Annotated in this window: 10 protein-coding genes and 2 pseudogenes; 1 reads left to right on the top strand and 11 read right to left on the bottom strand. The window is 53.3% G+C overall.

Features of this window, described 5'->3' with window-relative positions; genetic code table 11:
- Positions 1–191: 191 nt before the first annotated feature.
- From B1748_RS20630 to B1748_RS20645, 4 genes are all read right to left on the bottom strand, one after another.
- On the bottom strand, positions 192–2,939 hold the full coding sequence (locus tag B1748_RS20630) for an ABC transporter permease (protein ID WP_087569832.1): 2,748 nt from the start codon (positions 2,937–2,939) through the stop codon (positions 192–194).
- Positions 2,936–3,622, bottom strand: a complete 687-nt coding sequence (locus B1748_RS20635) for an ABC transporter ATP-binding protein (protein WP_087569833.1) — start codon at positions 3,620–3,622, stop codon at positions 2,936–2,938. Before B1748_RS20635 ends, B1748_RS20630 begins: the two co-directional genes overlap by 4 nt.
- A 113-nt stretch (positions 3,623–3,735) precedes the next feature.
- Positions 3,736–5,079 (bottom strand): sensor histidine kinase, encoded by a 1,344-nt coding sequence (locus B1748_RS20640; protein ID WP_087569834.1) that lies wholly within the window; start codon positions 5,077–5,079, stop codon positions 3,736–3,738.
- Positions 5,080–5,084: 5 nt separating this feature from the next.
- On the bottom strand, positions 5,085–5,792 hold the full coding sequence (locus B1748_RS20645) for a response regulator transcription factor (protein ID WP_087569835.1): 708 nt from the start codon (positions 5,790–5,792) through the stop codon (positions 5,085–5,087).
- A 476-nt stretch (positions 5,793–6,268) separates the two neighbouring features.
- Here B1748_RS20645 and B1748_RS20650 point away from each other — a divergent pair, with 476 nt between their 5' ends.
- Positions 6,269–6,865, top strand: coding sequence for a hypothetical protein (locus B1748_RS20650; protein ID WP_087569836.1), 597 nt, complete (start codon positions 6,269–6,271; stop codon positions 6,863–6,865).
- A 161-nt stretch (positions 6,866–7,026) separates the two neighbouring features.
- Here B1748_RS20650 and B1748_RS20655 read toward each other — a convergent pair whose 3' ends face one another.
- From B1748_RS20655 to B1748_RS20675, 7 genes and pseudogenes are all read right to left on the bottom strand, one after another.
- Positions 7,027–7,677, bottom strand: coding sequence for a fumarylacetoacetate hydrolase family protein (locus B1748_RS20655; protein ID WP_087569837.1), 651 nt, complete (start codon positions 7,675–7,677; stop codon positions 7,027–7,029).
- 156 nt (positions 7,678–7,833) lie between these two features.
- Positions 7,834–8,496: an ATP-binding cassette domain-containing protein gene (locus B1748_RS38080; protein ID WP_373271293.1), complete on the bottom strand. Its 663-nt coding sequence runs from the start codon at positions 8,494–8,496 to the stop codon at positions 7,834–7,836.
- A gap of 18 nt (positions 8,497–8,514) precedes the next feature.
- Positions 8,515–8,829, bottom strand: a pseudogene (locus B1748_RS38085) (ATP-binding cassette domain-containing protein); the annotation flags it as partial.
- A gap of 198 nt (positions 8,830–9,027) precedes the next feature.
- Positions 9,028–9,861: pseudogene (locus tag B1748_RS38090) on the bottom strand (ABC-F family ATP-binding cassette domain-containing protein); the annotation flags it as partial.
- Positions 9,862–10,059: 198 nt separating this feature from the next.
- The gene (locus B1748_RS20665) at positions 10,060–11,211 is read right to left on the bottom strand and encodes an enolase C-terminal domain-like protein (RefSeq protein ID WP_087569839.1); all 1,152 of its coding nucleotides are present in this window, start codon (positions 11,209–11,211) and stop codon (positions 10,060–10,062) included.
- A 40-nt stretch (positions 11,212–11,251) separates the two neighbouring features.
- Positions 11,252–13,495 (bottom strand): helix-turn-helix domain-containing protein, encoded by a 2,244-nt coding sequence (locus tag B1748_RS20670; RefSeq protein ID WP_087569840.1) that lies wholly within the window; start codon positions 13,493–13,495, stop codon positions 11,252–11,254.
- Between the two features lie 39 nt (positions 13,496–13,534).
- A complete protein-coding gene (locus tag B1748_RS20675; RefSeq protein WP_179215710.1) occupies positions 13,535–15,157 on the bottom strand; it encodes a type 2 periplasmic-binding domain-containing protein in 1,623 nt (540 codons plus the stop codon).
- Positions 15,158–15,208: the final 51 nt, after the last annotated feature.

Genomic DNA, 15,208 nt, shown 5'->3' on the forward strand with positions numbered 1-15,208 from the left:
CACTAAACTCTGGGCACCGCGAAAGTTAACGGAATTGGCGTCGAAACTTCCCTTTTCTTTCGTGTGTATCAGAAAAAGGTACAAGAACTTAAAAATTTTTAGATTTTCAAAAAGACGAGCACCGCGGTTTAAGCGCGATGCTCGTCTTTTGGTTACTATTTAAAAAGTTCCCGCCGAGCTTGAAGATTAACCTACTCGTCATTGCTCCGAAGTCCCTCCGCCGCCTTCAGCTTTAAAGCCGCTCTTGCGGGCGCAATATTGACGAGCACCGAGAGCAGCAGAAGCCCGAGCATGATCGGCAAAATGATCTCATAGAGGTAGGACGGCTCGAACGCCATATAATCCGGCATGTCCCGCCTCGCAGCTTGCGTAAACAATAAAGCGCCGCTGGCGCCGATGCCCCAACCGGTCAGCAGACCGGCTGCGCTGATAACAATACCTTCGAGCATAAACATCCAATAGATTTGTTTGCCAGGCACGCCGATGCAGCGCATCATCGCGATCTGCCGGCCTCTTTCTCTTACTGTCCGATACTGAACAACCGCGAGTCCCATCAAGCTGATGATCCCGGAGAATACCGCGCAGCCTACGAAACCGATGCCTAACTGCTTGTTCATCAGATACTCCGCGCTATTATTCAGATAAGGCACCGTAAATCCCAGTACCCCGTTTAGAGCGAATCGATCCTCCAACTGTTGGGCGAGCTCGACATCCCGATAATCGAAATCGAATAAGACGAAGCCGAGCGCCCTCTGATTTTCCCATTTGAAGCCAAATGCCTTAAGTTCGTCCACGACATCCGCGTGCATAAAAGTCTCGCCGTAATAATCGATGACGTGAAGATACGCCTCTTTCTGGAGGAATCCCGCTACGGTGAGTGATTTCTCGAACAACAGCACTTTGGGTTCATCCATCGCTCTAAGCTTTTTGTATTCATACACCGGGAACGCAGCAGTGTCGCCCGCCTTTAGTCCGGGTTTAAAGACATCGTCTCTCGTCTTGTAAAAGTACGGCAGCATAATATAACCGGGATCATTCAACACCGCTTCCCAAGCTTCCTCGTCGCTGCCGAACCTGGGATCGCGTTCCGCCAGCGGGGGAAGCTCTCTCTTCAGCAGCTCCTCCGTTACTGGCAAGATGGCTTGCGCCACCCAATCCGGCGTCATTTCGATCATAAACGGCTCAGAAATCATGTGAGCTTCCACATGCTCGGAGATAAAATCATCCCCGTCCGCCACGGACAAAATATGATCCCGCTCCGACTCCGACTGGTATGAAGCATATCCGCCGTTGCCCAGCACCGTCTGCGGGGTCTGGCTGACGTCGCCCGATGCCGTTATCAATCCCATGATGGTCACCGTAAACGTCACGATCATCATGATCAGAGCGAATAATAACGCCGTAGTGTACGTTCTTCCGGATTGGCTGCGGGGATACTTCGTCGCAAGCATGACCGAGAGAGGCGGAATCCCCAGCCGCCCGAACAACTTGCTCAGAGGCCCGCTCATGATGGACAACAGCCGTATGAGGAGGAACAAGAGGAAGCAACATGCGCCTAACCACGAGACGCACACCCACAACAAGTTTCCCCCGCTCAAATCCGGTGTCTCGACAAATGCCAGATAGAAGTGAATCACCGTGAAATAGACCCCTGCCCCTGTCAGTACCCATCCGAACAAACGATGCTTGTATCCTTTTCGTGCCAGCCGCTCGCCTCCGCCGCGCAGCGCTTCGACTACCGGGAACCGGCCAGCCCTGTGTGCGGCGAATGCGGATACGACAGCCAGGAAAACGAAGATGGATATAAAGAGCAATACCGCGCCAACTATCGAGAGATGCGGATGAATTGGAATATGCATGCCCGTCATCCGTTGCAAAACGTCGCTGTACGTACCGTAGAACAGAGATACCAGACCGTATCCTGCGCCTATTCCGATAAGCGAGCCGACCAAGGCGCTAAGCAACGACAAGAGCAACGCTTCGGCCGCAAACATGGCGCCGATCTGACCGGGAGACAAACCGATCGCTCGCAGGACGCCGTACATGCCCCTTCTCGACTCCGAGATCATAACGAGCACTTGCCGCATGAAGATCAGGCTGGAAGCAATGGCTACCAAGCTGATTATCCCGATGATGATGGTGAAATTTAATCTTTCGAGTTTGTCGCGATAATCGGCCTTCAAATAATGAATCTCGTAATTCAGCTCCGGAAGGATGAACATCGCTCTGTCAGGCAGGGAACCATTAACCGTCCCCGTCCATATAGCGGGATAGATGCCCTCGCCGATCTTCGCAATCTCGCGCGCCAGCGCCTCCGATACGATCGCCGTGCCGCCATAGGCGCCGTAATCCCTGAAGCCCGTCAAACCTTGCTCCGGCGTTATTTCGCGAACGCGCAGCAGCTTGGAGCCGTCAGAGGCGATGAGTTCCAACACATCGCCGGCCGCAACGCCGAGCTGCGACGCCGTCGCCTCGTTCAGAATGACCTCGTTTTCGCCAATGCCGCGGCTCCACAGCTCCGCTCTTGCAGAATCGAATCTCGCCGCCTTCTCCGTGGAGAAGCCAAGGACCAGCACCGACTTCAGCACTCCGCTCTCTTCGCCTTTTGAGTCATGAGCCCGGAGCGTCGCCTCCGCTCCGACATAAGGCAACACCCGATAATCAGTCGATCGTTCGTCCACGTATTTCTCCAGCAAGGCGACTTGTTCTGAAGTAAATCCGGCAGAAAGCTGCTCCTCCGGCGTCAGCTTCGAACTGATAGGGCCCAGCCTCGTCTCTATCCACCGTTCTCCGCTAATGCGGACGGAATCGTAATTAACAAAGCTGACCGCGATGAGCATCGCGCCGATCGCCCCTGCCGCGATCGTTAGCAGCGTCTGCTTCCATTGCTTGCGGAGATTGCTCCACGCCATCCGCCATACGATGCCGGAGCCGATCATAATCCGTTTCCTCCGTCATGAACGATTCTGCCGTTCTGCATCCGGATTGTACGATTCATGCGCGACGCGATGCCCGGATCATGCGTGACGACCGCGATCGTCGTTCCGTAATGACGATTAAGCATTTCCAGCAGTCCGATGATTTGCTCCGCCGTATCCGTATCAAGCGCGCCGGTAGGCTCGTCCGCCCATATAATGTCCGGTCTTGCGACAATGGCTCTGGCTATGGCGACGCGTTGATTCTGTCCGCCCGACAACTGAGCCGGATAGCTGTTCTCCTTGTCCGCAAGCCCAACCTCGGACAAAGCCTCTCGCGCTCTGACTCGAGCCTTCCCCGTGGGCATGCCGGCTGCAATAAGCGGCATCGCCGCATTCTCCCACGCCGTCAGTACAGGAACGAGATGATAGGACTGGAAGACGAAGCCCATCTTCGCCAGTCTGAGCTTCGCGATTTTGGCGTCATCCCACTCATGAATCGGCGCGTCGCCGATCCATATTTCGCCGCTGTCGCATGATTCGATGCCCGCGAGAATGTGGAGCAATGTCGTTTTGCCGCAGCCGGACGGTCCCGTAATGGACACCATCTCGCCCTTGTCCAAGTTAAGCGATACTTCCCTAAGCGCCTTCGTCGCCGCGGTCCCCTTGCCGTAAGTTTTGGATAATCCTTGTACGCGAATAAACATGCTTTTCACCTCTTGTTCTGCTAATGACGTAACTGTAGCAGAACATTATGCATTCCTAATGAACCAAATGTGCAGATATTATGCAGAAGGGGCTGGCATCCCCTATCTTCCCCTTATTCCTTCATGACCGGCAGCGTTACGACAAAGCTGGCTCCCTCGCCATAACGGCTTCTTACCGCCGCCTCCCCGCCATGAGCTCGAGCGAATTCGCGGACAATGGCAAGACCCAGACCAAGCCCCGTTCCGCGTCCTCTGCCGCCTTTGGCTGTTTCCGTTCCCCGATAGAAGCGGTCGAACACCCTCTCCAACTCCTCCTCTTCGATTCCCGGACCGTCATCGCTGACTGTAAGCTGGATCGAGCCTCCCGCTAACGCTAAATCTACCGTCACCAGAGATTGGGCATGACGGAACGCATTGCCGACAAGATTAATTAACAATTGCTTGATGCGTCCGCGATCTCCGTACATCGTTGCATCCGGAAGTCCCGTAATGTCATGCCGTATGCCGCGTTCCTCTCCGGCCGCCGAAAGCGTCTCCAACACCTCTTCGGCCAGCTCTGTCATAGAAAACCAGGACTTGAACAGCGGCAAATGTCCGCTCTCCGCAAGCGCCAGTTCCTGCAGATCGCGGACGAGACGGCTTAACCGCAACGTCTCGTCATGAAGAACGGCAAGCTTGTCCGGCGCCAGCGGAGCACCTGACTGCAACGCATGATCCAACGTTGCACGCATAATGGCAATCGGCGTCCGCAGCTCGTGGGCGATATCCGCCACCATCGTCGTTCTGACCGTCTCCAGCTGTTGATTGCGACGCATGAGGTCGCCAACTTCACCCTTCAAAGACGTCCAATCCCGCTCTCCGGAATCGACGGGCAAATGGCGATGCTGCGCCATATACGTCTTCAATTCTTCGGCAAGACGCCGACCGGCCTGATCTTCCGTCCGATTCAACTTATGCTGAAGGATCAGACCGCAAGTCAATACGACTAGCCCCGTCATACAAGGAACAACAAATTTTATGAACCATGAATGGCCAAAGGAGGTAATGCTCGTCTCGGTATAGCCGACAATTCGACCTCCGATCATAACCGGCAGCTTGCGTCCGCCGCTCCATTTATCGCCCCGCGAAACCTCTGCTACTTTCTCGTAATGATCATCATCGCCTGCATAGATCCGAACGGCGAAGTCGGAATCCGCACCATACACATACCCGTCTCGCACAAGCCGCTCCTGTAAACCGTCAAAGCCGCCATTCAACTCGACAAACATGACTGCATAGCCGTTCCAATACAGCTCTGCCCTCTCCCGTTCCCTGCTCTCCATGCCCAGAAGTACAAACTGTACGATCCATCCTGTAAGCAAAGCCGCCGCTATGCTAATCGCAACCAGTCGCAGCCGCTTTGCTAACCCATTCCGTCCGCGTCCACTGGTCAAGCCGTCAGTCTGCGCGCCGGTCATCCCGGTCACCTCGCCTCTTCGGAAAACCGATACCCGATGCCATATACGGTCTCGATGTAAGGCTTCTCCGCTTCGTTATCGCCAAGCTTCTTGCGCAAATTGCGAATATGCGAATCAATCGTCCGCTCGTAACCGATATAATCGTCGCCAAGCGCTTCGTCCATGAGATGGGTTCGCGTGAACACTCGTCCAGGATGGGAAGCAAGCTTCCAGAGCAGCATAAATTCCGTGCGAGTCAGCTCCAGACGGCGATCCTCGAGCTGCGCCGCATATTTGTCGTTATCCAGCAGCAGCAATCCTCGCTGTAATCGCACATCTTCGCGATGCCTTCCGTCCTCCCGGACGTTTCCCTTGGATGTGCGCCGCAATACCGCTTTCATTCTAGCGCCCAGCTCCCGCAGACCGAACGGCTTCGTCAAATAATCGTCCGCTCCCAGCTCCAGCGCCAGCACCTTGTCAAACTCATCGCCTTTAGCCGTCACCATAATAATGGGCAAGCCCCATTCCCGCTCGTTGCGCTTGCATAGATCCAGCCCGCTCTCTCCTCCGGGCAGCATCCAGTCCACCAGCAGCAGATCCGGCTTCTCTTCCCTAATGAGCGCCTCGGCTTCCGACAGCGTCGCCGCTCCGTGAACCTCGATATCTTCCCGCCGCAAATATTCCGCGCATTCCTTGAGCAGCTCGGTCTCGTCTTCGATCCATACGACCTTCAATCGGCTCCCCCCTTAATGAGGTTGTTCAAAAAGTCCGCTTCCCATTACGAAGTAATTCTAGAAGCTTACTCGACGTCGAATATTTCCTGAAACCCACGAAAGTGAAGGGAAGCTTCGATGTCAATTCCGATTACTTTCGCGGGGCCCAAGGTTTGCCGAACCTAGCTATGCTCACGTAGCTTCCACTACGCTCCGCTCCTCAGGTTCTAGCTACATCCAATCTTCTTGGTACTGATAACCGAACTTTTTGAACTCGAATATAATGTAGACGATTATTCCACAAATTCACTCCGATGTCGATTGATCTTGCATCCGATTGCAACACTTCGCTTTTCTGGTACGTTCTTAATGCATAAGGCAAGGTGAAACGGCTACGCCATCGTTTGGCGGCGCGGCGCGTTTCATTCCGAGAAATATAGAGAAAGTATGGCGAAATCCTTTCCTATATTTTGAATAAGACGAACAGGAGGATTCCTTTGAAAACAATAGGCAAACTCATTCTGCTGGCAGCTTTGCTGACCGGCATTGCGATGGCATACCTGCCTCAAACAACGTTTGCATGCAGTTGCGCGGAGCCGAAGCCTGTTACGGATGCCGCCGAAGGGGCACAAATCGTATTTGCCGGAAAAGTTGCTGATGTAACGGAGGCCAAAAGCAAACAAGGCTTTTTCATTAAAAATATCCAGTTCGAGACGGAGACCGTGTACAAGGGTGAAGCCGGCTCGCGTATTACGGTGTGGACCGGCAGCGGCGGCGGCGATTGCGGCTTCTTCTTCCAGAAAGGCATGTCCTATCTGGTTTACGCCTACGCTTCCGGCCCTGACGGAAACGGAGACGAACCGGGTACGGGGATATGCACTCGTACGAAGGCGCTCTCGCAAGCTCAAGGGGATCTTGATCTATTGGGTCAAGGAATGCCGCCGAACAAAGATCTCGATCAGCCCATTGCCGATTCGGCGAAGGATATTGACGTCAAGCTTCCATGGCCCCTGCTTGCCGGCGTCGTTGCGGTAATAGCGGCAAGTATCGCGATTGGGTTGCTTCTGAGAAAGAAACGCGGCGCCGGACGTTGATACACGGCCAGTACGATTCCGCTTGGACCGAAAACTTATACGTTCGCATGTGGAAAAAAGCTCGCCACGCTCGCTCCCGTTAAAGGGTGCTGAGTTTTGGCGAGCTTCTTTCATTTGTTTTCGCAACGGCGTTTCCTGTTCCCATCGCTCGGCAACGGAGTTTAATTCTTTAATGCCACCCTGCAAGCGCCCAGCTTCTGCTCGCCCCAGAACGCCTGGAGCGTTTCGCCGTCCCGAAGGGCGGCTACGCCCGCGGGCGTGCCCGTAAAGATCAGATCGCCGGGGCCAAGGCCGTAGTTTGCCTCGATATGGCGAACAAGCGCAGTCACGTCGAACAGCATGTCCTTCGCACAGCCGCGCTGGGCGACTTCGTCTCCGCGTTGCAAGGTGAACTCCGTCTCTGCAAGAGCTGCCTCGCCCGGGTACGGAATCCAATCGCCCAGCGGGGCCGAAGCCTTGAAGCCTTTGGCCGCCAGCCAAGGATGCCCCTTTGCCTTAAGCTTCGACTGCACGTCGCGAAGCGTCAAGTCGAGTCCCAGCGTCATGCCGTCAAACATTTCGTTGGTAGGAGCGCCTGGTTTGTACCCTTCTCCGACGCGCAACACGATCTCCAGCTCGAAATGCACCTCGCCGACGCCGCCCGGAAGCTCTACCGTGCTTCCATCCATCGCGGCTACTGCATGGCTCGGTTTCGTAAACACCATCGGGGAATCCGGCACCTCGTTGCCCAGCTCCAGCGCATGCAGCCGGTAGTTGCGGCCGATGCAATAGATGTTTTTGATTTCTTTGGTTTCGACGGAATGCGACCCCATGCGAAAAGCCTCCTTTAATGAGAAAAACTTTTATCGAAGTATTTCGGTGATGAGCGACCTTCAGCTTTGCCAAGCAAAGCCGCTTCGTAAGCATAAGGAAGTTTTATCGCCAATAAGAATTTGTTTTTCGGTAAGCCAAGCGCGTCATGGATTGGATCAGCCCTTCTTCTGCGCGGCAATCTCCTCCGCGAGCAGATTAAGCTCCGTCCACCGCTCCATAAGCGATTCCAGCTTTTCTTCCAGCTGCTGCTGCTTGGCGGCAAGCTCTTGCAGCCGCACCGAATCGCTGCTGGCCGCTTCCATTTCTTCGGCTACGGCGGAGAGCTCCTCCTCGGCTTCGGCGATCCAACCGTCGATCGCCTCGTAGTCCTTCTGATCCTTGTACGACATCTTGAGCGCGCGCTCGCGACCGGATGAACCACTCGTTGCTGCACTGCCTTGTGCGGCAGAAGCTCCGCTTGCGGAGCCGCTCGCCTTGCCTTCATTCGCGCCAGGGCCTGCTCCGCCAGAGAATCCGCCCGACTTGCTACTATTCCCTCCGCCGCCGGACATCGCTCCGCTGCCGCCTCCCGCTCCTGCGGCAGAGCGCTTATCCGCATACTCCCGGTATTCCGAATAATTGCCGGTATGCTGCGTAATGACGCCGCCTTCTTCGAAGGCGATAATGCGATCCACCGTTCGGTCGAGGAAGTAGCGGTCATGGGAGACGACGAACACGACGCCGGGGAAGTCGTCGAGATAATCCTCCAGCACGGTCAACGTTGCGATATCGAGATCATTCGTCGGCTCGTCGAGCAGAAGCACGTTCGGCGCGTTCATCAGCACGCGCAGCAGCTGCAAACGCCGCTTCTCGCCTCCCGACAGCTTCGAGATCGGCGACCATTGCAGCGCCGGAGGGAACAGGAACCGCTCCAGCATCTGGCCGGCGGAGATCGTCGTGCCGTCCGCCGTCTTCACCTGCTCGGCATCCTCGCGTATATATTCGATAACGCGAAGGCTTTCGTCCATCTCCTCGCGCTCCTGCGAGAACCAGCCCAGCTTTACGGTCAAGCCGCGCTCCACCGTTCCTTCGTCCGGCTGAATCTTCCCGGCCAGAATGCGAAGCAGCGTCGACTTGCCGCTGCCGTTGCGTCCGACGATGCCGACGCGATCCTCCGGCACCGAGATATAGCTGAACCCGGAGAAAAGCTTGCGATCTCCGTAGCTTTTGCCTACATCCTCGGCTTCGACGATCTTCTTGCCCAGCCGCGATGAAGCCACCGACAGTTCCAGCTTGCCGTCCGCTCCCTTGGGTCCTGCCGCCTTAAGCGCCTCGAACCGGTCGATCCGCGCCTTCTGCTTCGTCGTCCGGGCCTTAGCTCCCCGCCGAATCCACGCCAGCTCATTGCGCAATAAGTTCTGGCGCTTCGCTTCCGATGCGGCCTCCCGCTCCTCGCGCTCCAGCTTGAGCTCCAGAAAGCGGCTATAGTTCGCCTGGTAGAAATGGGCTTGTCCGCGGTCCAACTCGATCACGCGGTTGCTGACCCGATCAAGGAAGTAGCGGTCATGCGTAATCATGAGCAGCGCGCCGCGCCGCTTCTGCAGCATCCCCTCCAGCCAGGCGACCGACTCATTATCGATATGGTTTGTCGGCTCGTCCAGAATCAGCACGTCGGATGGCAGCAGCAGCGCCGCCGCCATGGCAACCCGCTTGCGCTGGCCGCCCGACATCGTCTCTACCTTGGCGCCATGATCGTGTATGCCCAGCTTGGAGAGGGCCGTCTTCGCTTCGTTCTCGAGTCCCCACGCGTCCAGTTCGTCCATTTTCGCGTTCGCCGCGATCAGCTCCTGCTGCAGCTTCTCGCTGCCCGCATTTAGCCCGATAGCTTCCATGGCCGCCGCATAAGCTTGAACCGCCCGCAGTTGCGGGGAGTCCCCGCCCAGTACATGCTCCAGAGCCGTCTCGCCAGCCGCGAACACGGGGTCCTGCGACAACATGCGGATGACAACCCGATTGCCCACCGATACGGTTCCGGAATCCGGCTGCTCCAGCCCTGCGATGACCTTTAGAAACGTTGACTTGCCCGTGCCGTTGACGCCGATAATGCCGATTTTGTCTCCGTCCTCGACCCCGAACGTGACATCCTCGAACAGCAGCTTCTCGCCATAGCTTTTTGTTATATGTTCAACCGATAATAGATGCATAAGCAAACCTACTTTATATTTAGTATGAAACGATGGAAACCATAAGTATCATACCATAATCGGCAGCAGCCACGCGACGCTTGGAAGCTCAAGGCTCGATCACTCCCAAAAAAAAAGAGAAGTATCTGGTCAACGACCAAATACTTCTCCCCAGTTTACGTCTTATTCATTTTCTCGCGGCACACCGCGTTTGCGCAACTAGTCGATCACCCAGCCGCCGCGAGAAACTTGATAGGTAAACCGATCATCGTCAAAGTCCAGCCCGAATCCCGCTTTGGGCGGAACAAAAAACATTCCGTCTTGCACGGAATAGGCGCTGTCGTCCATCCCTTCGATCGCAATATCGTCCCATTCTACGAACTGAAAACCTTTGATGCCCGCAGAAAGATGGCCCGTTGCATAAATGCCGTAAGCGTTGCCGTAACAGTGAGGCGCGGTCAACAAAGCGTGCTCATCCAGTTTCGCGCCAAGTTCCAGCCAATGAGTAAAGCCCGGATGTATAATATCGTATTGCAGCACATCGACTTTGCCCTGAATTGCCCAGTCAATCAAACGAGGGGAGGCATACCCTTCTCCGTCCGCGATCAGCACGTTCTGATTCCGTTCCTTGAGCCACGACTTCAAATCCCCGTACAATGCTTCATCTTCGTGAAAAGCTTCTTCGATCCAATACAAGCCAACATCCGATAAAGCGGTCAGAACTTCTTTGGTCAGGTTAAGATTATACGCATTGTTGGCATCGATCATCAGCTTGCCCTCCGGGCCGGCGACTTCTCTTACGCCCTCTACAATCGCAATGTCCCGTCTGGTTCCTTCCATCAGCGGCATATGCATCCCGCCTCGTCCTACTTTTATTTTAAAATGACGATGTCCCTTCGCGTACCCTTGTCTGGCTTCTTCCTGAATGAGCGCTACCGCATCCTTGTCATGGGTCAGATGCAAATCGTCAAAATAAAGAGAAGTATCATAACATGGAACGGCCAACCCGCTTGGCGCTTGACTTCGCGCTCCGTTATATAGTTCATACACCGGCTTGTTCCATCTGCGTCCGAGCCAATCCAATAATGGATATTCGAGACAAATGCGATAGGGCTCGCGTATTTTTCCGCTATCGTCGAATAAGTCGCGAACAGGTTTTCCGATAAACGTTTTCGCCTGCTCCGTCGTAATGCGCGAGGCGCCGTATGCCGTCTGACCGTCAATCGTGATCCGGACAATGCTAACCTCGCAGGCCGTGCCGTGAACGCCTAGTCTGGCGTTCGCCCCGGCGCTGCGAGCACGCTCCCCATGTAATTTAGCGAATGCGATCTTCTCGATCACCCAATTTTTATCTATACGTTCCAGATTCATAATAATCCCGCTCCCTCATAATTAGCTATTACTGTAATCTTTATTTCTCGTTCATGCTCCGGTATTCCCCGGGCGTCTTGCCTGCCAGCTTCTTAAATACGCGGTTAAAGGAGACCGAATGGGTGTACCCGACCAGATTGGCAATTTGTTGAATGGGCTCCGTGGTCGCCTTCAAATATTGTTTGGCCTTCTCCATCCGAAAATGAATCAAATAACTGACGAAGCTTTCTCCGAACTCCTCCTTGAACAAACGGCTTAAATAATTTCCGCTCATGCCGAATTTCTCGCTGATCGAGGTCAAAGACAGGTTGGAGTCATGATAATTGATTTCGATATAACTTTTAATGTCTTGAATCATTTCGTGGTTGCTATGATTTTCCCGCAAAGCCTGAATGTCGTTGAACAAGGTCATGAGAATGCTTTTTAAATTTTCCTGGGTAGCCGTAACGGACTCGATGATGTAAATCTCTTCCCGTATATGGGACAAGCTGTTTTCTTTTAAAGATTCTATGGGCCCCATATCCAGGTAAGATAGTTCCCTATCCAGCTCAAAGAGCAGGTAATTCAGTAAGTTCACCATATCTTCCGAGGTTAATATGGCTCCTTTCACTTCGCTGAACAGCCGCTCGAAAAGGGTCTCCCACTTCCCGTCGCCCACTCTAAACGAGTCGGCGAGAGCATGGACCAGATGCTGGTATTCGTAATAAACCTTCCCCGTTTTCCCCTCGACATCTTCGCGCGAAATCACTTTACGGTCTTCAAGCAGCCATTTATAACGCAAAATCTCATCCGCATCCCGGTAGGACCTGTTTAAATCGCGAATATAAAACACTTCGCGGCCTATGCCGACGGTTATGCTGAACGTCATAAATCGTTCCATCCAATCGATTACTTCCCGCCAAAATCCGTTCGCGGTCTCGGACATGTTGCACGAATCGGATTCGCCAAGGCTAAACAAAAGGATCAGCCTTGTTGGCGACATCCATTCGCAATAAATGCCGAATGGATAATACTCCGCAATTTCCTGAATCGCTTTGGTTACGGCGTATCTTAACAAATACTGATCAGACGCCGTGTATTGTTGGTCGAACTGGTGGAAACGGTCGATCTCGGCGATCGAAAATTGGAACTGTTTGGACTGGATCAATAAATCTCCGTCCTTCAATTCCGAAAGCAATTGTTCAACCTCCCCGGTGACGTCCTCGCTCATGATTTTTTGAAATACATGCTTGCGCTTGATGATATCGTCCTTTACCGATTGCTCCCGGAACTTGCCAAGCTCCTCCGCCATATTTCCGAACATGGATTCGATAAACCCGAATTCGTCCATATGCCGGACATCGGCAAATTCGTCTTTTTTGACCGGAGCATTCATCCGAATGCGGGTTATAATCGATTCGATCGGCTTGTAATTTCTGCGCGTCGCATACACCACCCAAATCACGCCCACTATCGTGACCAACGATCCCAAAATGATCCATAAGTACGAAAAGGCAGAAGCGTAGCTGATTATGCTGCCTTGCTTGATTCCGCTTTCAAATGTCCATCCTGTATAGGGCGATGTGACGCTAGCCAGCTGCAAATGATTGCGCTCGGCGTTTTCTTTCGATCTGTTGCTCGTATCGAGCAGCATGTCCCCTTGCCTGTTAATCGCGATAAAACCTAACGTTAAAGCCGTCTTTTCTTCAATCGATTGGGCAATAGCCCGGGTCCGAATATTAACGACAACCATCCCCTGGCTGCCATGCTCCAGGGGCACCTTGCGTACAAGGGTAACCACCTTTCGCGACGGATCATCCAGCTTAAACGGATCTTGTCTTCCGATCCAGTTTGGAAGGTTTGTTGAGTTCTGAGCTTCTTTAATAAACGCTCCGTCCAAAAATTCATCCAAATTGGCCAAGCCGTCTTGAGCTAGCAGCAAACGATCGGACCATCGAACAACATAGATGGATGAAATCCAGGGATTGGAATCCATCCATCCTCTCAATTTTTGACCCATTTCGTAATTCAGGAAATACGTGTTCGCCGACCCCTTTTCGTTAAAGAAAGCGGAGAACAACTCATCCGTCTGAATCCCTTGCATAATGACGCTATCGATCGTCTGCAGCGACTGGTCCACGGATTGCATCACGGTCTGCACGAACATCGCGTTGGCCCGTCCCGCTTCTTCCTCCGACAGCTTTACAATGAACAGGAAACAAGTGATAATCAAACCCGAAACGACAAAGAGCAGGATCGGGAGATAAGAGAACAACAACCGATAAAACCAGTTATTCCGCTTCATTCTTTATCCCCCCGCCCTTTTTTTGAATGTTATGTGATTTTACTTCGTATATAAATCTTTGGTTAAATAGGCCGTTTCTTTATTTGCATTATACCAATCGCTCCACCAATCGTCGATTTGCTCTCCCCCGACCTGTTTCCATACGTTTTGCGCATCGGCGATCGCCTGATCCGCGGTGTAGGAATCGCCGCTGACAATCGCTTTCTTAAGAATATTATCGATCTGCCCGTTTACGGTAGAGGAGATCGTTTGCAGCTCTTTGGGCAGCACCGGCCTGAACTCGCCGAAAGTAAATCCCGGGTATGGACGATCCGGACTCAAGTAATTTTCCACCGCTTGCCCGTAAAGCTCAAGCCAAACCTTTTCTACCTTGTTGTCGCGGTTCAAAGAATTGATATAAGCAGGCACGCTCCCGAAGAATGCCGGCGAATACAATAAATTAACGTCGTTTGTCCAGGCGAACTTCGGATTATCCGTCTGCTTCAGCGCGGGATAACCAGCCTCCGACAGTGTATGATCGGTTCCTTCATCTCCATAAGCCAGCTTGGTCATGCTCGCTTTATCCGACAGGAAATCGATATACTTCATCACGGCTTCCGGATCTTTGGCTTTGGCGTTAACGATACCCACCACCTGGATCGGCGGGATCAGGCCGCCGCTGAACTGGCCGTACGAGCTCGCAGGCAGCGCAATACAAAGCACTTCTGCATTCGGGTTATTGTTCATTAATGTAGCGAGGACCTGCATTTCGTCGATTCCGTCGATCGAGCCCCCGTAAATCCCCAGCTTGCCCGTTACCCATTCTTCCTTCGCTTTGGCCCCGTCTTTATCGTTCAGGAAGTCTTTATTTACAATGTCCGCATCAAATAGCTGCTTCTTGAAAGCCAGTGCATCCCTTTTTCGATCCCAGCCATTTACCAATTCATCGTTTTCCACAACAGGGCTCATATTTCCGAACATAACATCAATCAAGGAGCCGGTAATAAAACTCATCGCTATCCCGTGCGTATCGTTCTCCCCGTTGCCGTCCGGATCCTCGGTTGCGAATGCCTTGGCCACTTCAAAGAGCTCCTCCGTCGTTTGCGGAACCGACAAATTCAACGCTTTCAGCCAATCCGCCCGAATAAACAAAGCATCATTGGGCTGCAATCCATTCATCCGGCCAATTTGATAAATATGTCCGTCCGGATCTGTCGTAAGTTTTTTTAGCCCCGGGTATTCCTCTAACAACTTCTTGTACGTGGTGCTCGTTTCGTTGATTAGATCCTCGAGCGGCATAGCTTGACGCTGGTTAATCAGTTGTCCTTTGAAATCGCTACTGTAAGACCATACGATGTCCGGAGCGTTGCCTGCCGCGAATAAAGTATTGTATTTTTCCGTATCCGAAAAGCGCGGGATCGGGACGAACGTGACCTCGGAGGGTCCCTCCTGGTTGATCCATTTTGTTGCCCAGTTATCTTGAATGGTGCCCTGATCGGCAGGGACATTGCCCCGATCATACACGGCGGCGGTCATTTTGCCTTTGGCCGCTGTTTTAGTTCCGTCCGTTCCCGGATCGGACTCCCCGGATGGAGCCGTAGAGCAACCCAGTACCGTTACACTGCCCAATAAGATGTAAACGATCGCCATCATCGAACCCCGTCGAAATTTCCAATTGGTCATTTGATGCGCCTCCCTTTTCATATTCATCCTGTTTTGGATGTAAAATTATGT

Origin of the sequence: Paenibacillus sp. MY03 (assembly GCF_002165585.1) — a bacterium.
GTDB lineage: Bacteria > Bacillota > Bacilli > Paenibacillales > Paenibacillaceae > Pristimantibacillus > Pristimantibacillus agaridevorans.